At 39.7% G+C, this 18,806-nt stretch carries 19 protein-coding genes and 1 riboswitch; of the genes, 6 read left to right on the plus strand and 13 right to left on the minus strand.

What is annotated here, in order from left to right:
* Positions 1–98: 98 nt before the first annotated feature.
* Positions 99–1,448 carry a 3-phosphoshikimate 1-carboxyvinyltransferase gene (gene aroA / locus PL9631_RS22595; protein ID WP_083623863.1) on the minus strand — a complete coding sequence of 450 codons (1,350 nt, stop codon included), beginning with the start codon at positions 1,446–1,448 and terminating at the stop codon, positions 99–101.
* A gap of 107 nt (positions 1,449–1,555) precedes the next feature.
* Between aroA and PL9631_RS22600 the strand changes: the two genes are divergently transcribed.
* A complete protein-coding gene (locus PL9631_RS22600; protein ID WP_083623864.1) occupies positions 1,556–2,041 on the plus strand; it encodes a hypothetical protein in 486 nt (161 codons plus the stop codon).
* Here PL9631_RS22600 and PL9631_RS22605 read toward each other — a convergent pair.
* The 3 genes from PL9631_RS22605 to PL9631_RS22615 all read right to left on the minus strand — a co-directional run bounded on the left by PL9631_RS22605 (position 2,038) and on the right by PL9631_RS22615 (position 4,873).
* Positions 2,038–2,520, minus strand: a complete 483-nt coding sequence (locus PL9631_RS22605; RefSeq protein WP_156090661.1) for a hypothetical protein — start codon at positions 2,518–2,520, stop codon at positions 2,038–2,040. The two genes, PL9631_RS22600 and PL9631_RS22605, sit on opposite strands and share 4 nt — an antisense overlap.
* Before the next feature lie 61 nt (positions 2,521–2,581).
* Positions 2,582–4,417: a tetratricopeptide repeat protein gene (locus PL9631_RS22610; RefSeq protein WP_083623867.1), complete on the minus strand. Its 1,836-nt coding sequence runs from the start codon at positions 4,415–4,417 to the stop codon at positions 2,582–2,584.
* Between the two features lie 174 nt (positions 4,418–4,591).
* On the minus strand, positions 4,592–4,873 hold the full coding sequence (locus PL9631_RS22615) for a YggT family protein (RefSeq protein WP_083623869.1): 282 nt from the start codon (positions 4,871–4,873) through the stop codon (positions 4,592–4,594).
* Between the two features lie 161 nt (positions 4,874–5,034).
* Here PL9631_RS22615 and psbX point away from each other — a divergent pair, with 161 nt between their 5' ends.
* Complete coding sequence (gene psbX / locus PL9631_RS22620) at positions 5,035–5,154, plus strand: photosystem II reaction center X protein (protein ID WP_083623870.1); 120 nt, start codon at positions 5,035–5,037, stop codon at positions 5,152–5,154.
* 200 nt (positions 5,155–5,354) lie between these two features.
* Positions 5,355–6,227 carry a Ycf66 family protein gene (locus tag PL9631_RS22625; protein WP_083623872.1) on the plus strand — a complete coding sequence of 291 codons (873 nt, stop codon included), beginning with the start codon at positions 5,355–5,357 and terminating at the stop codon, positions 6,225–6,227.
* Between the two features lie 123 nt (positions 6,228–6,350).
* Here PL9631_RS22625 and PL9631_RS22630 read toward each other — a convergent pair whose 3' ends face one another.
* Entirely contained in the window at positions 6,351–6,782 is a 432-nt protein-coding gene (locus PL9631_RS22630) for a GNAT family N-acetyltransferase (RefSeq protein ID WP_083623873.1), read from the minus strand.
* A gap of 13 nt (positions 6,783–6,795) precedes the next feature.
* Positions 6,796–8,013 carry a lipid-A-disaccharide synthase gene (lpxB, locus tag PL9631_RS22635; RefSeq protein WP_197046470.1) on the minus strand — a complete coding sequence of 406 codons (1,218 nt, stop codon included), beginning with the start codon at positions 8,011–8,013 and terminating at the stop codon, positions 6,796–6,798.
* 289 nt (positions 8,014–8,302) lie between these two features.
* On the opposite strand from lpxB, the gene PL9631_RS22640 reads away from it, so the two are divergent.
* Both PL9631_RS22640 and dusA read left to right on the plus strand, forming a co-directional pair.
* A complete protein-coding gene (locus PL9631_RS22640) occupies positions 8,303–10,804 on the plus strand; it encodes a VIT domain-containing protein (RefSeq protein ID WP_231516823.1) in 2,502 nt (833 codons plus the stop codon).
* The gene (gene dusA, locus PL9631_RS22645) at positions 10,801–11,796 is read left to right on the plus strand and encodes a tRNA dihydrouridine(20/20a) synthase DusA (RefSeq protein ID WP_083623875.1); all 996 of its coding nucleotides are present in this window, start codon (positions 10,801–10,803) and stop codon (positions 11,794–11,796) included. The genes PL9631_RS22640 and dusA overlap by 4 nt, the downstream gene beginning before the upstream one ends.
* 93 nt (positions 11,797–11,889) lie before the next feature.
* On the opposite strand, the gene cobW is transcribed toward dusA, so the two are convergent.
* The 4 genes from cobW to PL9631_RS22665 all read right to left on the minus strand — a co-directional run bounded on the left by cobW (position 11,890) and on the right by PL9631_RS22665 (position 15,381).
* Complete coding sequence (gene cobW / locus PL9631_RS22650) at positions 11,890–12,927, minus strand: cobalamin biosynthesis protein CobW (protein ID WP_083623877.1); 1,038 nt, start codon at positions 12,925–12,927, stop codon at positions 11,890–11,892.
* Between the two features lie 180 nt (positions 12,928–13,107).
* Positions 13,108–13,764 carry a HupE/UreJ family protein gene (locus PL9631_RS22655; protein WP_156090663.1) on the minus strand — a complete coding sequence of 219 codons (657 nt, stop codon included), beginning with the start codon at positions 13,762–13,764 and terminating at the stop codon, positions 13,108–13,110.
* A 32-nt stretch (positions 13,765–13,796) separates the two neighbouring features.
* Positions 13,797–13,940, minus strand: a riboswitch (cobalamin riboswitch).
* 46 nt (positions 13,941–13,986) lie between these two features.
* Positions 13,987–14,430 carry a cyanase gene (cynS, locus tag PL9631_RS22660; protein ID WP_083623880.1) on the minus strand — a complete coding sequence of 148 codons (444 nt, stop codon included), beginning with the start codon at positions 14,428–14,430 and terminating at the stop codon, positions 13,987–13,989.
* 108 nt (positions 14,431–14,538) lie between these two features.
* A complete protein-coding gene (locus tag PL9631_RS22665) occupies positions 14,539–15,381 on the minus strand; it encodes a hypothetical protein (RefSeq protein WP_231516824.1) in 843 nt (280 codons plus the stop codon).
* A gap of 290 nt (positions 15,382–15,671) precedes the next feature.
* On the opposite strand from PL9631_RS22665, the gene PL9631_RS22670 reads away from it, so the two are divergent.
* Positions 15,672–15,815 carry a hypothetical protein gene (locus PL9631_RS22670; protein ID WP_156090664.1) on the plus strand — a complete coding sequence of 48 codons (144 nt, stop codon included), beginning with the start codon at positions 15,672–15,674 and terminating at the stop codon, positions 15,813–15,815.
* Positions 15,816–15,822: 7 nt separating this feature from the next.
* Here the strand turns inward: PL9631_RS22670 and PL9631_RS22675 are convergent, their stop codons facing one another.
* The 3 genes from PL9631_RS22675 to PL9631_RS22685 form a co-directional block, all read right to left on the minus strand.
* Positions 15,823–16,116 (minus strand): TIGR03792 family protein, encoded by a 294-nt coding sequence (locus tag PL9631_RS22675; protein WP_083623884.1) that lies wholly within the window; start codon positions 16,114–16,116, stop codon positions 15,823–15,825.
* Positions 16,117–16,239: 123 nt separating this feature from the next.
* Positions 16,240–16,764, minus strand: a complete 525-nt coding sequence (locus PL9631_RS22680) for a DUF937 domain-containing protein (RefSeq protein WP_083623885.1) — start codon at positions 16,762–16,764, stop codon at positions 16,240–16,242.
* 69 nt (positions 16,765–16,833) lie between these two features.
* Complete coding sequence (locus tag PL9631_RS22685) at positions 16,834–18,708, minus strand: sensor domain-containing protein (protein WP_083623887.1); 1,875 nt, start codon at positions 18,706–18,708, stop codon at positions 16,834–16,836.
* Positions 18,709–18,806: the final 98 nt, after the last annotated feature.

The following is an 18,806-nucleotide window of genomic DNA, read 5'->3' on the forward strand; positions in this document are numbered from 1 at the left end:
AGCAATGATCAAAATTAGTTTAAGAAATGCGATCGCTCTTATTAAAACCCGGCTTCTCAACTAATCAGAAACCGAGTTTCTTGGTTTTTAAGACAATTTTAAACCGTACAAATTGCGGTTAACGTAGCCACGAAATTCGGGTAAGAAATTCCGGCGGCTTCGGCGCGGTGAATCGTGGTTTTTCCTTGGGAATTTAAAGCGGCGATCGCTAAACTCATGGCAATTCGATGATCCGTATCGCTATCCACTTCCGTCCCGGTTAAAGGGAAACCCCCGGTAATTTCTAAGCCGTCGGGACGTTCCCTAATCTTAGCTCCCAATTGACTCATTTGAGTTGCCATCACGGTAATCCGATCGCTTTCTTTTACCCTTAATTCTTCCGCATCTTTAATAATTGTTGTTCCTTCAGCAAAAGCCGCAGCCACCGCTAAAATTGGAATTTCATCAATTAATCGAGGAATAATATCCCCCCCAATTTCACAGGCTTTTAACGCGCCATATTTCACTCGAATATCCGCCACAGGTTCCCCCGCCACAGTCCGTTCATTCTCTAATTGAAGATTGGCCCCCATTTTTTCTAAGGCTTCTAAAATCCCGGTGCGAGTTGGGTTCACCCCCACATTTTCTACCACTAATTCCGACCCCGGAACAATGGCCGCCGCCACTAACCAAAAAGCCGCCGAACTAATATCCCCCGGAACCACAACGTGCTGACCGTGTAATTCTGCTGGCCCTTTAACCGTTACACTAAAGGTATCCGGTTCAACGGTTAAATTCGCGCCAAAAGCTCTTAACATTCGTTCACTATGATCCCTAGATAGGGCGGGTTCGGTGACGGTGGTTTCGCCTTCCGTCATCAAGGCGGCTAACAGAATACAGGATTTAACCTGGGCTGAAGCAATGGGGGAAACATAATGAATCGGGCGCAGGGCTTGGCCCTGAACCGCTAGGGGCGCATAAGACCCCCCTTGACGGCCCCAAATGGTGGCTCCCATCTGTTGTAAAGGTTGAGTAACCCGGGACATGGGGCGACGTACCAGGGAACTATCCCCGGTGACACTAAAAAATCGTCCGGGGTGGGAGGCAAGTATTCCTAACATTAACCGTAGGGTTGTACCGGAATTTCCGGCGTCTAAAACCTCCAGGGGTTCTTGCAGATTACCCAGTCCAATGCCTTTGACTTCTACCCGTTCGGAATTTAACTCGGAAATTTCTGCCCCCATCCGAGAAAAACATTGGGCGGTGCTCCGGGGGTCTGCTCCTAACAATAACCCTTCGATGGTGGTGACACCCTGGGCTAAGGCCCCTAACATTAAGGCGCGATGGGAAATTGACTTATCCCCAGGAATGCGAATGCGACCTTGTAAGGATAATCCCGATTTGGGGGGGTGTATTGTTAATATTTGCTCAGTTTCTGTATTTTCTGTTGTTACGATAGTCTTTTGCATTTTATGATCTTAGATTAGGTCACCGATGACTAAAGGTGATCCTACCGCTTTCTCGACTCTAAGCAAATTGGAAACATCGAGAATTTTACCTAATATTGAGATGAGTTATGTTAACACACTATCGCGTCCCTGTGAGTCTGTCTTTAGTTGCCGTAGACTTACCCCTGCGCTCTTTAATTGAGGGGTCGGCAACCCTCTATCAGAAGGAGCGAGATCAGTTCCATTTATTGTTACATGAACCGGCGTTAGTGGAATGGGAGCCTGATATTTTGCCCCAGGAAACGCCAAAACCTCCCCAGAAACCCCGTTTATTGTGGCTGGAGGTGTCTCCCTACCGGGCCGTGATGACGATGCAGGGACAGGGGAAATATAGTTATCGTCATTTGTGGCAACAGGGAATGTATGGCTTGAGTCGCTATTACTTACAAACGGATTTACAAGCTATGGCGGGTCAATTGCGTCTGCGTAATTTTACTCGCAAGTTAGAGTTAGTCGGACATCCTCTGCCGGAATATGTGCGTTTAGAATACGAACTCTGGTCGGAAAATCTACAAATGGGTCGTTATGTTTTAAGTTTGGAAATTCACCATTAGGGTTTTTTACTGGGGCAATAGTTGACTAATTCTTTGAATAATACCTCATTATTAGTGGCAATTTGTTTGGCTTTTTGACCATTTTCTTCGACATTTTTTTGAGCTTCTAATAGTTGTTTTTTCCCTTCTGGAGTAACGGGGGCTTTCTCCGCAAGGGTTAGGGCTTCAGCGATTTGTTTTAGACTATTGGAGAGGTCTTTAAACTGTTGGGTTGAGTTTTTTTGAAAGGTTTGTAGGGATTTATCTTTAATGCTTAGGGTTTCTATATCCTTTGCAATACTGTTTAATTCTTGAGACAGTTGTTGGGTGGTTTTCCCATCTAATTTAGGGCTAAGGTTAACTACTAGGGTTTGACCTTCATTGATCATATCGATAAGTTTAATGCAGTCGGCGGGTTTACTGCTGCAACTGTTGAGGGAAAATGCGATCGCAACAACGGTTACGATCTTCGATAAATAGGGGTTAAAACTAAAACGCATAAATATTAATTTTAGTGAAATGGTGCGGGTATTGAAATACACGCACCCTGCTTTAATGGGTTTAACCTTCGGTTTCATCCGGTTGCAATTCCTTGACTTTTTGAAAGGCGGCAACGGCTGCTTCTGTTTGTCCTAAATCCTGTAATGTCAGACCTTTATTATACCAAACATCGGCATCATCCGGTTGCAATTCTAGGGCACGATTAAAGGAAATTAAAGCATCTTCTAATTGTCCTAAATTGAGTTGTGAAATGCCTTGGTTATATAAAGCATTAAAATAATTAGGCTCTAATTGAATCGCCTGTTGATAGGATTCTAAGGCTTCTTCTAGTCGTCCTAAATCCGATAAAGCGTTTCCGCGATTATTCCAAATATAGGGATCATTGGGTTCTAAATCAACGGCAAGTTGATAGGATTTTAAGGCTTCTTCCATATTATCTAAAACTTCTAAAACACTACCTCGATTATTCCAAGCATCTGCATACTCAGGTCGCAGGATAATCGCCTGCTCAAAGGATGATAATGCTTCTTCTATTCTCCCTAGACTTCTGAGGGTATTACCTCGATAAAACCAAACACAAACATTATTAGGTTGTAGCTGAAGTATCTGATCAAATAAGTCTAAAGCTCCTTGAAAGTCTCCGGCTTCATCTTGTTTAATGCCTTGATCAAACCATTCTTTAACTTCCGGTGAATTTTCCTCAACTATTGGAGTTTCTTCGGGAATAATTTCGGGTTGGTAACTAACGGGAGTTTCCTGAATAATTGGAGTTTCTTCAGAAATTATATCCGGTTGGTAACTAACGGGAGTTTCCTGAATAATTGGGGTTTCTTCAGGAATAATTTCCGGTTGATAACTAACGGGAGTTTCCTCAACTATTGGGGTTTCTTCAGGAATAATCTCCGGTTCGTTACTAACGAGAGTTTCTTGAATAATTTGGGTTTCTTCAGGAATAATCTCCGGTTGATAACTAATGGGAGTTTCCTCAACAATTGGAATTTCTTCAGAAATTATATCCGGTTGGTAACTAACGGGAGTTTCCTCAACTATTGGAGTTTCTTCAGGAATAATTTCCGGTTGATAACTAATGGGAGTTTCCTGAATAATTGGAGTTTCTTCAGGAATAATTTCCGGTTGGTAACTAACGGGAGTTTCCTGAATAATTGGGGTTTCTTCAGGAATAATTTCCGGTTGGTAACTAACGGGAGTTTCTTCAACTACTGGAGTTTCTTCGCGAATTATATCCGGTTGATAACTAACGGGAGTTTCCTGAATAATTGGAGTTTCTTCAGGAATAATTTCCGGTTGGTAACTAACGGGAGTTTCCTCAACTATTGGAGTTTCTGCTTCTGTTGAATTGGTGACACCATCCCCAATAAATTCCGCATTAATAATCGGAGAAACTTCAATATTGTTAGAAGGATTGACCGGAGTAGCAACCCTCAACCCATCCTCGAGAAATTCTGCATCAATTATCGGTTTAACCTCATTAATATCTGAGGTTGTAATCTCATTTTCTGGAGTTAACTGGGCTAAGATACTTCTACCAATACTTCCTGCCACATCTCCCAAATCACCGACATCCAGACCCGCTAAAAATACCATACGTCGTGCGAGTTCTTCGTGTTGGCTGGGTGTTTCCTGTAGACGGGTTCCAAACCGCTCTAACCAAGCCACTAACTCTGTTTCTTGCACCCGATTACCTATTAACCATCCTTTGATTTGTCCCCGACTGCTGGCGGGTTGTAAGGTGTCCAACAGTTGCAGAAATAGGGCTTCATATTCCGTATCTGTCCGAGTTGGAGTCGTCTCGACGGAGGGCGATGGAGGAGTAGGTTGTTTCCCGAACAGGCGTTGAATCAGTCGTTTGAAAAATTGAATAATTCGGCGTAGCATAAATAGACTCAGAAAATATAGTTGTTAGTGAAATGCTGGACAAAACCACCAGGATATCGGACATAATACACCGTTTTGATCTCAATCCTGATCCACTAATATTCAAAGGTTAACCTCTCACTCTCTGGGGTCAAAAAGAAAATATCTGTTTTATCCTCCTATTTGTGGGGGAGTTCAGATCATCCGCAATAAACCCTGTTGACCCAGGAGCATTTCTCGTAACAAACTAAATAGTCCCACCCAAATAATCGGGGTAATATCAACTCCTCCTACTGGCGGAACAATTTTGCGGGTAAGGACTAAAAAGGGTTCGGTGGGCCAAACAATTAGGTTAAAGGGAAAACGCTGTTGATTGACTTGGGGATACCAGGTGAGGACAATTCGGAAAATAAATAAAAAGGTCATCAAACCCAGAATTAAACCTAAACCCCACGTTAAAATCGTTGTAGTCTCCATAGGATCAGCAAAAATATTTTAAGTTTTGTTACCGTTTACCCGATCAATTGTAACGGTTTTGGGAAGTTTTCTGAGAAACAGACGAATACCTTCTCAAGATTGTGAAATTTTGTTAAACTGGTAAACCAAGAAATCATTCTAAGACAAGGATCGCATTTGTTATGACACCTTCATTAATGAACTTTTTCTATAGTTTGCTGGCCGGAATCCTGATTGTGGTGATTCCTGCAACTATCGGTCTGCTCTTTATCAGCCAAAAAGATAAAGTCATTCGTTCCTAGACTGGTGATCTGGAAACGGGTCTAGGTAGACTTGCCAAAATCCTGGTTAAACCTATAGACTTAGGGGCTAAGAATCAGAATTATCTCTGAATCGATAGCCCTTAATGTTTATTGTTGCCAAAATACCCAGCCCCAAGCACCGATCAGTAGAGATTTTCAAAAGAAATCGCTAAGATAGGACTGGCATAGGAGAAAAAATAATGGTTAATTTAGGTTTAAATTTCAGCAGCTTAGTGGGCATTGCCCTCGCGGTTTCTGGTGCTGGATTATATTTCCTGCGTTCTTGGCGGCCAAAACTAGCACGGGATCATGATATTTTCTTTGCCGCCATTGCGTTACTCTGTGGCGGGATTCTGTTGTTTCAAGGATGGCGACTTGATCCCATTCTAGCCTTTGGTCAATTTTTATTAACTGGAAGTGCAGTTTTCTTTGCGGTGGAAAGTATTCGCCTCCGAGGAATTGCCGTTGTCCAAGCTAAGGAACGAGGGCCAATTGTTGACGACGAACGCTATGTCAGTGACGTTTATCGGGTGGATGCAGAATTAGACGAACTCGAACCAACGGACGAATATATGCCCCGGGCTCGTCAAATTCGCGGGAGTCGTGATACTCGTTTAAGTAGAGCAGATAATTATGAGGATGATACGGTTCGTCGGCGTCCCTCTAGCCGCAAAAGCACCACCGTTGATTATCCTCCCTCGGCCGAACGTCCTCGCAAACGTCGTCCCAGTCCAGAATCTCGTCCCGAATCTCGTCCAGAATCTCGTCCCGAATCTCGTCCCGAATCTCGTCCCGAACCGACCTCGGATTGGGGAGAACCCCCTAGGGAACGGGAACCAAGACCTCCTAAAAGTCGCTCTAACCGCCCACCCGCATCGCCTGCGATAGATCGAGAGGATTGGACAACTTCTGCTTCTGATGCACCCCGGTCTCGCCGTCGTCCCTCTGCTTCTTCGGAGTATCGCTATTCTGAAGACCGTCGGGTGAAAGACAATTCAACGGATTATGTTGAATATCGACCTGTAGATTATTCTGATGATGAGGTTGATAGTTCTTCCAATTTTGAACGATAAAACCCCTAAAAAATCAATCAAGGGTTTAGGAATTAGGTATTAGGGTTATATTGTTTCCCTACCTAGTTCCTAATTTTTTTAAAATAGGTAATGGGTAATGAATGGGTAATGGGTAATGGGTTATTAACAATCCCAAGAATTAGGGATTTTTTCTTGAGTCATTAACTTAACATTATCCGATACATTAAACCCTAATTTATTATAAAAATCAACCATTTCTGGTAAACAGATTAATAGAAATAATTCAACCTCTTGTAAATCGGGATGAGTCAGAATTTCATGGATTAATTGTTTCCCTAAACCTTGATTTTGATAGGAACTCTCCACTAAGACATCCCAAATTGTGGCTCGATAAACATAATCAGTTAAAATTCTGGTAAAACCAATTAATTTTTGAGTTTGATCATCGATTAAACCGATAATAATATCAGAGTGAGTTAACATTTTCTGGATATCTTTTAAGGTTCTCTGATGACTCCACCATCCCAGTTGATAGAGTTGCTCTAAATCTTGTATTTGGGTGGGGGTTAAATCCTGAACGACAAGAATAGACAAGGCAATTCTCCTTTTAAATATTATCTGACTCTGATCTCAATTTTACACTATTCAGAATTTTTAAAGCCGCGCGATCGCACACTCCTTCCTCTCCCAGTGCTTGTTTCATCTGTTGATAGTGATTTAATATTTCCTGTCGTTTGGGTTGATTTGTGAGTAATTCTATTGCTTCTCGTACAATATTTTCGGGGGTTACTTCTTCCTGTACCAGTTCAGGGACGATGGCTTGCATTTGTACTAAATTAGTAGGGGATATAAACGGAACTGAAAAGTTTAAGAAACGACGAACCAGCCAAGCGGTTAAATTACTTACCCGATAAACCACAACTTGGGGAACATTTAATAAGGCAATTTCTAAGTTAACGGTTCCTGATTTGGTAATTGCTAAATCTGCGGCGGATATCACTTCTAAAGTTTGATAATTTTCGGAATTTGTGGAAACTAAAACTGCATTTAATTGATAGTTTTTAATGGCGGTTTCTATGACGTTATGATATTCGGGTAGAGACACCGGAATCCAAAATTTAACCCCGGGAATTTTATCTTGAATTTGTTTAGCAGCTTCTAATAATATCGGCATTAAATATTTGATTTCTTGCCATCGGGATGCCGGAAGTAAAGCGATCGCAATTTCATCCGGTTCTATCCCCAATTTTATCCGAGATTCTGCTCTACTAGGAGCCCCTTTCATCCGGTCTAATAGGGGATGACCCACCCAAGTCACCTTCGCACCTTTCGATTGAAAATAACGGGCTTCTTCAGGAAAAATTGCTAAAATTTCGTCGGTTAACTTAACAATTTTTTCCGTACTCTTTGAACCCAATGACCAGACCCATTCTTGCGGTGCAATATAATATAAAATCGGCATCTGGGGGAAGTGATTTTTAATAAAATTTCCGATACCAATATTCGGCCCCATATAATCAATTAAAATGACGATATCGGGAGGATTACTTTTTAAATATTGTTTGGTTTTTTGCTGAATTAAATAAGTGGGAATAATATAAGGAATAGATTCTAAAAGCCCAACGGAACCAATTCCGGTAGTATTGCCTAATAATAATGCTCCGGCTGCTGCCATTTTTTCCCCGCCTAATGCTATAATTTCTATAGGGATATTCTGATTTTTGGCTTGTCTGAATAAGGCTTCAATTAACATTGATCCTTGTAAATCGCCAGAGACTTCTCCCGTACTTATAAAAATCCGAATTAGGGTTTGATTGGGAAGCATTAGAACTCAATAGTAAATAATTTGGGAACGGATTAGATCGGTTTTATTCATAACCTAACCCCAGATTATAGCTGTTTATTGAGTCCCTGCTGAGTTTTCCTAAAAATTTGATGATTCCGATGGGCTAAAAACGATAAAATCACAATTCACCAACGAAAATTGTAGCTTCTCCTACGGTCGTTTTGAGACTGTCAAAAAGTGTTCTGGCTCAGGAACGTTTATAATCAAAATCGGGTCTTAGTGAGTATATCCAATTAATAGTCTAAGTCAAATAATGACAATTTTATTTATGAACTCTTTATCAAATATAGCCGGACTTTCCTTGGGAATTATAATTTTTAGTGGTTTAAATTTTATGGGAAATACTACTCCAACTTTTGCGAGTTTACCTCAACAGTTGAATCGTCAATCATCAGTATTGAAATTAGCACAAATTCCTGAACAACCCTCGGATAAAGTATTAGGGGGTTTATATGTTCAATCTGCAACTCAAAGCCAAGTTTTTCCCCTCAAACAAACCCAAGTTAAGGCTAAAATTTCCGGGAATATTTCACAGGTTGAAGTCTCTCAAACCTTTGAAAATCCTTTTAAAGAACCTTTAGAAGCGATTTATGTATTCCCTCTCCCCGATCAAGCCGCCGTTGATGAGATGGTGATTAAAATCGGCGATCGCACCATAAAATCCAGAATTGAAACCAGAGAAGGCGCGAAAGAAATCTATCAACAAGCTAAGGCTCAAGGTCGCACCACAGCTTTATTAGAGCAGGAGCGAGATAATATCTTTACTCAATCTCTTGCTAATATTCAACCCGGCGAACAAATATCCGTAACAATTCGCTATATTGATCAATTAAAATTTGAAGGGGGAAACTATGAATTTGTGTTTCCGATGGTAGTTGGCCCCCGTTATATTCCGGGTGAATTAGTTAATAAAAATCAACCCAATACTAATCAAGTTCCCGATGCGGATCGGATCACGCCTCCCATTATTGACCGAGAAACAAAATCCCCCCATAAAATTCAAGTTGATCTGGAAATTGATGCCGGGGTTCCGATTGAAAATGTTCGTTCAACTTCCCATAAAATTATTACCCAACAGCAGGGAAATCGGATATTTGTTAGTTTAGATCAATCCGATCAAATTCCTAATAAAGATCTAATTCTAAGATATCAAATTTCAGGAGAAAATACAAGGGCAACGGTATTAACAGAAGCGAATCAACAGGGGGGACATTTTGCCGCCTATTTGTTACCCGCAATTAGTTATAATCCTAATCAAATTATTGCGAAAGATGTTATTTTTCTGATGGATACTTCCGGTTCCCAAGAAGGTGAACCGCTCAAAAAATCTCAAGAATTAATGAAACGATTTATTCAAGGATTAAATCCCGAAGATACTTTTAATATTATTGATTTTGCCAATACCACCAATACCTTATCAGAAACTCCCCTAGAAAATACCCCCGCTAACCGACAAAAAGCGATCAATTATATTAATCAATTAGAAGCTAATGGGGGGACAGAATTATTAAATGGAATCCAGGCGGTTATGAGTTTTCCCTCTCCCTCCAAAGGTCGCTTACGCAGTCTGGTTTTATTAACCGATGGATATATTGGAAATGATCAGGAAGTAATTGCAGAAGTTCAAAATAAACTTAAACCCGGGAATCGATTTTACGCCTTTGGGGTGGGAAGTTCTGTTAATCGATTTTTACTCAATCGTTTGGGAGAAATTGGCCGGGGAACCACCCAAATCGTGCGTCAAGATGAACCGACAGAAACCGTCGTAGAAAACTTTTTCAAACAGATTAATAACCCGATTTTAACCGATCTGGAAATCACTTGGCAAGGGGAAGGATTAAAACCTGAAATTTATCCGATCAGCTTATCGGATTTGTTTGATAATCAACCCTTAGTATTATTTGGGCGTAAAGTTGATCGGCGTAATGGCTTATTAAAAATTACCGGAATAACCGCAAAAGGCGATCGCTATGAACAAACATTACCCGTTAATTTTCCTGAGATAAATAATAACGAATCAGGTAATATTGCCATTGCTAAATTGTGGGGACGGGCGAGAATTAAAGAACTAATGAATCAAATGTTTTCTGGGGAAACAAAATCGGGTGTTGAAGGGGTAACACGCACCGCTTTAGCCTATCAATTACTATCTGAATATACCGCTTTTGTCGCCGTGAGCGAAGAAGTGAGAGTCGATCCCAATGGAACCCGTCAAACCGTAGAAGTTCCCCTAGAATTGCCCGAAGGAGTGAGTTATGATGGTATTTTTGGCACTCCAGAAATATCTCAATTGCAATCAGCAAAACCCATGAGTTTAGGACGAACTCGTTCTGCATCTGGTTTGAATAATTATGGGAGTCAACGTAGTCCAGAAATTGCGCCCGCTCCCTCAATATTATCAGGATCAGATCTATTACCGACAAGACTTACTACATCGAAAAATACGGCTTCTACTATTACCGTCGTTCAACTGACTGGAATTAGCGATCGCACCTTAATTGATGACCTCAACCGTTATTTACAAGGGTTAAATTTAGCCGATCAAATCAATGGAAAAGTGACTTTTGAAATGATTATTGATCAAGGCAATGTCCAACGAGCTATTTTTGATGATGTTGACTCTGATCTGAATGTAGAGAATAATCTCAAACAGGCTATAATTATTGATCAAATTCGGCGATCGCTCCTAACTTGGCAACCTTCTAAACCCGTGACTGGAAAACTTAAAATCACCTTAGAATTAAAAGCAACACCATCCCCAACTCCATGAATATTCCGCCCTCAATTTCACCCTTAAATCAGGGTTATCCCCTCAGTATTGCACCGATGATGGATCGCACCGATCGCCATTATCGCTATTTTATGCGACAAATTACCCGGCGAACTTTGCTCTATACCGAAATGGTGACAACGGCGGCAATTTTACATGGAGATCAAGAGCAATTATTAGGATTTTCTCCCGAAGAAAAACCCATTGTATTACAGTTAGGAGGAGATAATCCGAATCATCTGGCAACTTGTGCCAAAATAGCCGAAGATCGGGGATATGATCAAGTTAATTTAAACGTGGGATGTCCCAGTGATCGGGTACAAAATGGCAATTTTGGGGCGTGTTTAATGGCGCAACCCGAGTTAGTAGCTCAAGCGGTGGAAGCTATGCAAAAATCGGTTAATATTCCGGTGACAATTAAACAGCGAATTGGCATTGATGACCAGGATAAATATGAAGATATGGCACATTTTGTGAGAATAGTTGCTAATGCTGGATGTAAACATTTTACGGTTCACGCGCGCAAAGCTTGGTTACAGGGTTTAAGCCCTAAAGAAAACCGCACTATTCCCCCCTTAAGATATGAAGAAGTTCATCGTTTAAAACAAGAGTTTCCCCATCTATTTATTGAAATTAATGGCGGGTTTAAAACCTTAGCAGAAGTCAAAGATCAACTACAATTTGTTGATGCTGTAATGATCGGACGTGCTGCTTATGATCACCCCTATTTGTTTGCAACGGCGGATCAAGAAATCTATGGGGAAAAAACTCCCCCTTTCACCCGTCAGGAAGTCATAGAAGCTATGTATCCCTATCTTGAATATTGGTTACAAAAAGGGGTAAAATTAAATAGTATGACCCGCCATTTTTTAGAGTTATTTGCCGGACAACCGGGAAGTAAAGCCTGGAAACGTTATATTAGTGAAAATGCCCATTTAACTAATGCTGGAATAGAAGTTCTTCAGCAAGCATTAAAGCAAGTTCCATTGTAGGGGTAATTCATGAATTACCCCTACATTTAGGGTTACATTCCCAAATTTGCGTAAGTCCTGAAAGATTAACTTTAACCCGCCCCTACGGGGTATTTAGGAACCTAAAACGGAATTTTTAATCTCAGAGGCTTGCAAATTTTCCCCAATAAATACTAATTGAGTTTGACGGGTTTCTGATGGTTTCCAGAGACGATCATAAAAGGTTTCAATGCGATCGCCCACTCCCTGTAATACTAACCGCATGGGTTTATTAGGAACAGAAACAAACCCTTTAATTCGGTAAATTTCCTGTTGTTTTACCATGGTTTTTAACCGTTGAATTAAATCTTCCGGGTCAAAATCTTGGTTTAAAATCACCGGAACCGAATTAATATTATCATCATGGTCATGTTCTTCTTCCGTATCATGATGACTCGGACGGGCTTCTAAATTATCCTCAACCGCCGCATTAAATCCTAAAATTACATCGGGATGAATATTTCCCTGTTGACAAGGAACAATTTTGACTCCTTCTCGCAATTCCTGTTTTAACCAAGTTACAACTTTCTGTTGAGTTTCTTGATTAACATGATCGGTTTTGGTTAATAAAACTAAATCCGCACAGGCTAATTGATCTTCAAATAATTCCTCTATTGGGGTTTCGTGATCTAAATTCGGATCGGCTTGACGTTGGGCTTCTAGGGCTTCAATATCCCCGACTAAACTGCCATTTGCTACCGCTTCACAGTCCACTACAGTTATTACCCCATCCACCGTTGCCCCCGTGCGAATTTCCGGCCAGCGAAAGGCTTGTACTAGGGGTTTAGGTAATGCTAACCCAGAGGTTTCAATCACAATATGATCAATTTTATCCCGTCGTTTGAGCAGGGCTTGCATGGCGGGGAGAAATTCTTCCTGCACCGTACAACATAAACAACCATTGGTTAGTTCTACTAGGTTAACTTCCTCGGTTTCATCGTCACAAACTTGACAGGATCGGATTAATTCACCATCAATTCCAACTTCTCCAAATTCATTGACTAAAACGGCAATCCTTCGCCCATAATTATTTTGTAATAAATGACGAATTGCGGTGGTTTTTCCACTTCCTAAAAATCCAGTAATAACTGTAACAGGAATTTTGGCAGACATAATATTTATAAGAGGGAATAGGGAACAGGGAATTACGAATTACGAATTACGAATGGGGGGAAAGACTTTACTGTGAGCTTTGGTGGATCAATCTTTATCCGGGTTGTTATAATTGAAGGTTTAAAGGTTAAAAGTAGAGATACTTTATCAATATCTCTACTCAATTCTAATTAGGCTCAACTAGCCCGTAATGGCTGAGGATAAAGCTACTACACCAATAGCTAAAACAGCAAAACCCGAATATTTGATCAGGGAAAATTTGCTATTTTCCAAGGTTTCTTTAAAGGATTGAGTCAGTTTCATTGTAGATCCAGCAATGATCAATTGAATGGCGGTAAACCCAATTAAATAGGAGATTAAGGGGGTCATTTCGGCTCCCATAATTGATTCTCCGTAGGCATAACCATGAAACAAACCTGCGACACTGGCTAAACCAATTAATGCTGCTAGGGGTAATTGTTGTTTGAGAACTAATAAAATCCCAATGGTGATCACAGAAAGGGCGATCGCAATTTCTGGAATAGGCAAATTAAAACTGATCAAATGAATTCCTGTTCCCAACATAGCAGTTAACAGAAAAGCAAAAATTACCCAACTACCGCCCACAATTCCGGCCGCAATTAAACCGATAGAAACCACAAAAGCTAAATGATCAATTCCAATAATCGGATGGCCAAGTCCGGCGAGAAATCCTTGAAAAAAGTTCTCTGGGGTTTGCCCTCCAAAGGGATGATGGGCTGCCGCGGGCTCCGCCATTAAGAGTAATAATAAACTCACCCCTAAAACTAAGATGCGATTGCTATTTTGTAGCGAAAAATTTTGAAAAGACTTTAACATTTTAAACACCATCTGTACCGCGCAGATGTGCGAAAGAACAATCTGATTTCGGTGGGTGTTCTGACTTAGAGATTCATATTCTCATCACAGTTGCGGGACAGTGTTGGATTTGCGCCAAACTTTCCCCTTACTTCTAGCGACTGTTCCCCGCTAGAACCGATTCAGATCCCAGATTATATCACAATTTCTCCCGCTTGAATAGGGGGAGAAATAATTAAATAATTACCATTTTTTATAGGAAAGAAATTTTCCACACATTGTAACCTGAACTCGATCACCCTTGGGATCTTCGATTTTATCCACATCTAAAGTAAAATCAATCGCACTCATAATTCCGTCTCCAAATTTTTCATGAATCACGCTTTTAAGAGGCATTCCATAGACCTGCATAATTTCATAAAACCGATAAAGTAAGGGATCGGTGGGAATCACGGGATCAAGTGATCCTTTGACGGGATAATCGGTTAAGGTTTCAATATATTCTGAACCTAAACCCAGGGCTTCAACCAGTTTTTTAGCTTCCTCATAGGAAGCACTCGCCTGTCGATAAATCACCGCAGCAATCCAAACTTCATCGCGGCCCAACAGTTGTTCTAAATCGGAAAAAGTCACACCTTTAGATTTTTTAGCCGCTAATAACTTTTCTGTAATTTCTGAAATAGCCATGAAAATCTCCTGGTAGAATTAATCGGGTTTATAACTTGTCAAAAATTATAAAATATTTTGCCAGTAATTTAACAGAAGTATTTAATTTTTAGCCCGGGGCGATCGCCTTTAGGATGGGGAATTTTTAGGCAGAGGTTTAGGGGGAATGGGTAAATTCCGAGGATTAGTGGTTTGTAATTGTTTAACCACCGACAATAACCGTTTTAGATGGGGTTTAATCACCTCTTGATGTTCTTGGGTGAGTTCATCCAATCGGGTTTGAATTTGAGCTAAATTTAGATCGGAAGCAGATGCTACGGATTTTTCCTGTTGTAATTGATTAATCACATTTTGAAGTTCTAAAAATTGTCCTTGAAAATCTGCTTGTAAAGACTCTAAATGAGCCGCTTCAGTTGAGGAAAGTGTTTGTAATTCTTGCCGAAATTGTTCTCGAACTTCTTCCAATACCACGCCAATATTTTCCTGCATTGATGTTACTGATTGTCCTAAAGCCGCGATCTGTTTAGCTCGATAGGCGGAGTCTAAGGCTTCAGTGGTCGGAAATGCTTCTAATTTTTGTTGGAGGGATTGAATTTCTTGTAATAGTTGTTGTCTCAATCCCATCACAACTTTAACGGTATTTTTTTCTAATGTTTCAACGGAGTTTTGAGCTTGAACAATTTCGATTTGATTTTGATGGGTTTCTTGTTCTAAACGATAACGGTTGGCAACATTCAGCGATAGGGCTAAGGTCAGGGGGGCAACTCCATAAAACGCTTGACCGGAAAGGGCCACCACTCCCGAACCGATAGCCGAACTGATCAGGGAAACATACTCTGCTAACTCTAACCAATGCCGTTGTTTGAGGGTAGAAAAAACCGTTTTGGGAAGGATTGAGTTAGGCATCGGCATAGCACTAGAAGTTATAGCATGGGGTCGATTGGGATGGGCAGAAGACGCTGGAGGAAACATAATAATCTATTTTACTGGGAATCTTGGGATACAGTGGTTAACTCCAGAATACAAAAAATCATGGATATCCGCACTAATAATTGACAATTTGATTATCGGTTCGGTGAGTCCTTAACTGTTAAGATGTTTTGGGACTACAAAATCCTCTGAACTTATCGCTGAATGCCCTTGGGTTGTCTGGATTTTAACACCCTTAACGCCTAGACTCAATCTTTCCTGTTAGAAAACCAGGTTCGTCCCAACTGTAGCCCAATCAACAGAAAACATTAATTCCTAGGAGATCAATCAGAATGAAACCGAATCAAGATCCAAAATCCGATCAATTAAGATCTGTTTTGAGTGTCACTACTTTTGTGATTTTAGTCCTAGGAGTAGGGTTTTTGAGTGTGAATTTTATTCTGGCTTTATTTCATAAATTCTCATCAACAATTTAACCTGTTTTTAGTGCATAAATTTTCTAATTTGATAGGATCGACTTTCTAAAATAGGTACTTTAAAAACCCCCATTTTTTCGTCAAGTTCTTGAAGGGTTTTTGCAGGAATAGCTTGCCATTGTTCCTGAGACTGCCAACGAATTACCATAACAATTTCCTGCTGTTCACGATCAAACCAAACTTCCTTCCCTATAAAACCAGGAATTTTTTGCAGTCCGGCTGTCCAAACTTCTTCATCTTTTTGAATAAATAGCTCCGATTGTTCGGGATCAACTTTGAATTTCAACCATTCAATAACCATAGTTTTTATTAAGATTAATTAAACTACAAAGACACCAAAAAGTTTTAAAAATGCTCCCCATTGTTATATTGTGCAGAAGTAGAGAACCAGAAACAATCTATGATTCCCTACTCCCGATTCCTTTTAACCTTTAAAATATTGTCCTCCTAAACGCATGGCATCAGCAATATCCACATCTCCATCCCCATCCGCATCTAAAAAACTATTTAAAACCGAATTAGAACCTGATGCAGATTGTTGTTGATTGGTTCCTGTTTTCAGCAGGTTTAAAACTAAAGGAACAACCATGGGTAAAACTGATTGAATAGTTTCAGCACTAACCCCGGTATGTTGAGAAACGGTTTGAATTAATTGCTGTTGCTGAGTTGAAGAAAATAGCATTTCCACTGCTTGGGGGTTAGAAGTAATTCCAGCAAATTGATTGACTAGATTTTGTACCCCATCATTGCCGATTTCGGTTTGTTTTTCTTGTAAAGAAGACCGCACCGAACTCCCGACCATTGACATCACCATTTGACTGGTTTCAGGGGCAATCCCTAATTGATTGCCAACCTGTTGAGCGGTATTCACAATACTGCCGATTTGGTCGGTGTTTCCCACTGTATTGGGATCATTCAAGGCTGTTAGAATTTGATCAAATAGTCCCATAGTATGACTCAACCTCTGATACAGATGAACTCCCCTCTAGTTTATCCTAGATTGGATCTATTGGCTTAATTAAGTTGATAAAAAGCTAATAACGCCTTCAAAATTTAAGGGGCGAGAAAACAAATATCCTTGGGCAGCTTCGCAGTCTAAGGATTGTAAAATTTCCTTTTGAATTGGAGTTTCAATTCCTTCGGCAATAATATCTAAGTTAAGACATTTGGCTAAATTAATAATGGTTTTGGTGATTTCTAAATCTTTTCCTTGGTATTGTAAATTTTTAACAAAACTTCTATCGATTTTTAGGATATCTATGGGTAAATTCTGCAAGTAACTTAAAGAGGAGTATCCCGTGCCAAAATCATCAATTAAAATTTTGATTCCCCGATGTTTTAACTGCGTTAAGATGCTAATACAATTAGCGGAACTTTTCATCAAGTTAGTCTCGGTAATTTCTAATTTTAAGTGATTATAATCTAAATTATTGGATTGAATAATCTGATCAATTTCTGCCAGTAAATCAGGATGATGCAACTGCACTTCTGATAAGTTAACACTCATACTTAAATCGGGAAATTGTTGTTGCAATTCATATAAATCCCGACAAGCTTGTTCTAAAACCCATTGTCCTAGGGGGATAATTAATTCTGTTTCTTCAGCAATAGGAATAAATTCAACCGGAGGAATTAAACCTTTTGTGGGGTGTTTCCAACGCACTAATGCTTCAAAACCCATAATATTTCCAGTATTTAAATGAATAATCGGTTGATAATTCAAATGCAACTGTTGATGGGCGATCGCCTTTTGTAAATCTGCCTCTAAGGTTTCTCTTTGGGTAATGGTTTCTAGCATTTGAGGATGATAGAATAGGGTAGCACTTTTTCCTTGTTTTTTGGCATAGAACAGGGCAATATCAGCAGATTGTAAATATTGTTCGGGATATTTCCAATTAAATTCGCTACAAACAATTCGCATATGAATTGCTGAGGTTAGGTTGATGCCATTTAAACTAAATGGGGTGATAAATTGATTTTTAATGCGATTTATTTGAGAATTTAAACACTCGATATCAACAAAATCAGGAATTAAAATAGCAAAGTCTTCGCTATCGACTCTAGCCACAATATCTACAACGCCCGTACAATTTTGTAAACGATGACTGACTTCAATTAATAATTGTTCAGCCAAATTATAACCCCAACTATATCTTAGGGATTTAAGGGGATATAAATTAATATAAATTAAAGCAAAGTTTTGAGAATCAACCGGACTTTCTAAACAATATTTTAAGCATTCAATTAATTGGCTACGATTGGCTAAACCCGTAAGAAAATCTTGAAACGCATATCGTTGTAATTGGCGTTCAGCTTGTATACGGGCAGTGATATCCTGGGCTAAAACCACCTGGGCTGATTGATCTTTCCATTGTAATTGATGAGAAAGTATTTCTACTTCGATTAAATTTCCATCTTTTTTTTGATGTTGAGAAAAATTTCCCAGATCAATATTTTCAGGATTATCTAGGGTTAAACTCCTGAAAAATCCCGACTTTTGATCAGGATAAATATCTAATATTTTCATTCTCATAAATTCTTTTTCTGAATAACCATAATGGGCGATCGCAGCCTCATTAACCGCCAGAAATTTTAAAGTTTTCAGATCATAAACCCAAATCGGTTGAGGATGACTCAGAAACAAATCTCGATACCGTTTTTCTGAGAGTTGCAAACGCTGGGTTTCTCGATGAATTAAATAATAAAGTAAAATACTGGTAATCAGAACAAAGAACCACCCTTTCAGAGTTTGAAGAACTGTAACTGAATAGGGAGAATTCGATAATATTGCCAATACTTGGTCAGAAAACGCAATCCAGAGACCTCCAATTACTCCATAAATTAAAGTAATTTGGTACGCGGGATTTATAACTAATTTTTGCCAAAGTTTCATGGAGAAAGGCACAGCTAGTTTAGTTATTTATAGTTTAATACAAGCTACGCAGACATTGGCTGGGTTATCAAATATAGCAATCCTAGATAATTCAATAA

It is taken from the genome of Planktothrix paucivesiculata PCC 9631, assembly GCF_900009265.2.
GTDB classification, from domain to species: Bacteria; Cyanobacteriota; Cyanobacteriia; order Cyanobacteriales; family Microcoleaceae; genus Planktothrix; species Planktothrix paucivesiculata.

What these genes read in the sequence shown, in the direction of transcription:
- aroA (WP_083623863.1), bottom strand. Translation starts at nt 1,448, where the DNA reads ATGCAAAAGACTATCGTAACAACAGAAAATACAGAAACTGAGCAAATA.
- PL9631_RS22600 (WP_083623864.1), top strand. Translation starts at nt 1,556, where the DNA reads ATGTTAACACACTATCGCGTCCCTGTGAGTCTGTCTTTAGTTGCCGTA.
- PL9631_RS22605 (WP_156090661.1), bottom strand. Translation starts at nt 2,520, where the DNA reads ATGCGTTTTAGTTTTAACCCCTATTTATCGAAGATCGTAACCGTTGTT.
- PL9631_RS22610 (WP_083623867.1), bottom strand. Translation starts at nt 4,417, where the DNA reads ATGCTACGCCGAATTATTCAATTTTTCAAACGACTGATTCAACGCCTG.
- PL9631_RS22615 (WP_083623869.1), bottom strand. Translation starts at nt 4,873, where the DNA reads ATGGAGACTACAACGATTTTAACGTGGGGTTTAGGTTTAATTCTGGGT.
- psbX (WP_083623870.1), top strand. Translation starts at nt 5,035, where the DNA reads ATGACACCTTCATTAATGAACTTTTTCTATAGTTTGCTGGCCGGAATC.
- PL9631_RS22625 (WP_083623872.1), top strand. Translation starts at nt 5,355, where the DNA reads ATGGTTAATTTAGGTTTAAATTTCAGCAGCTTAGTGGGCATTGCCCTC.
- lpxB (WP_197046470.1), bottom strand. Translation starts at nt 8,013, where the DNA reads ATGCTTCCCAATCAAACCCTAATTCGGATTTTTATAAGTACGGGAGAA.
- PL9631_RS22640 (WP_231516823.1), top strand. Translation starts at nt 8,303, where the DNA reads ATGAACTCTTTATCAAATATAGCCGGACTTTCCTTGGGAATTATAATT.
- dusA (WP_083623875.1), top strand. Translation starts at nt 10,801, where the DNA reads ATGAATATTCCGCCCTCAATTTCACCCTTAAATCAGGGTTATCCCCTC.
- cobW (WP_083623877.1), bottom strand. Translation starts at nt 12,927, where the DNA reads ATGTCTGCCAAAATTCCTGTTACAGTTATTACTGGATTTTTAGGAAGT.
- PL9631_RS22655 (WP_156090663.1), bottom strand. Translation starts at nt 13,764, where the DNA reads ATGTTAAAGTCTTTTCAAAATTTTTCGCTACAAAATAGCAATCGCATC.
- cynS (WP_083623880.1), bottom strand. Translation starts at nt 14,430, where the DNA reads ATGGCTATTTCAGAAATTACAGAAAAGTTATTAGCGGCTAAAAAATCT.
- PL9631_RS22665 (WP_231516824.1), bottom strand. Translation starts at nt 15,381, where the DNA reads ATGTTTCCTCCAGCGTCTTCTGCCCATCCCAATCGACCCCATGCTATA.
- PL9631_RS22670 (WP_156090664.1), top strand. Translation starts at nt 15,672, where the DNA reads ATGAAACCGAATCAAGATCCAAAATCCGATCAATTAAGATCTGTTTTG.
- PL9631_RS22675 (WP_083623884.1), bottom strand. Translation starts at nt 16,116, where the DNA reads ATGGTTATTGAATGGTTGAAATTCAAAGTTGATCCCGAACAATCGGAG.
- PL9631_RS22680 (WP_083623885.1), bottom strand. Translation starts at nt 16,764, where the DNA reads ATGGGACTATTTGATCAAATTCTAACAGCCTTGAATGATCCCAATACA.
- PL9631_RS22685 (WP_083623887.1), bottom strand. Translation starts at nt 18,708, where the DNA reads ATGAAACTTTGGCAAAAATTAGTTATAAATCCCGCGTACCAAATTACT.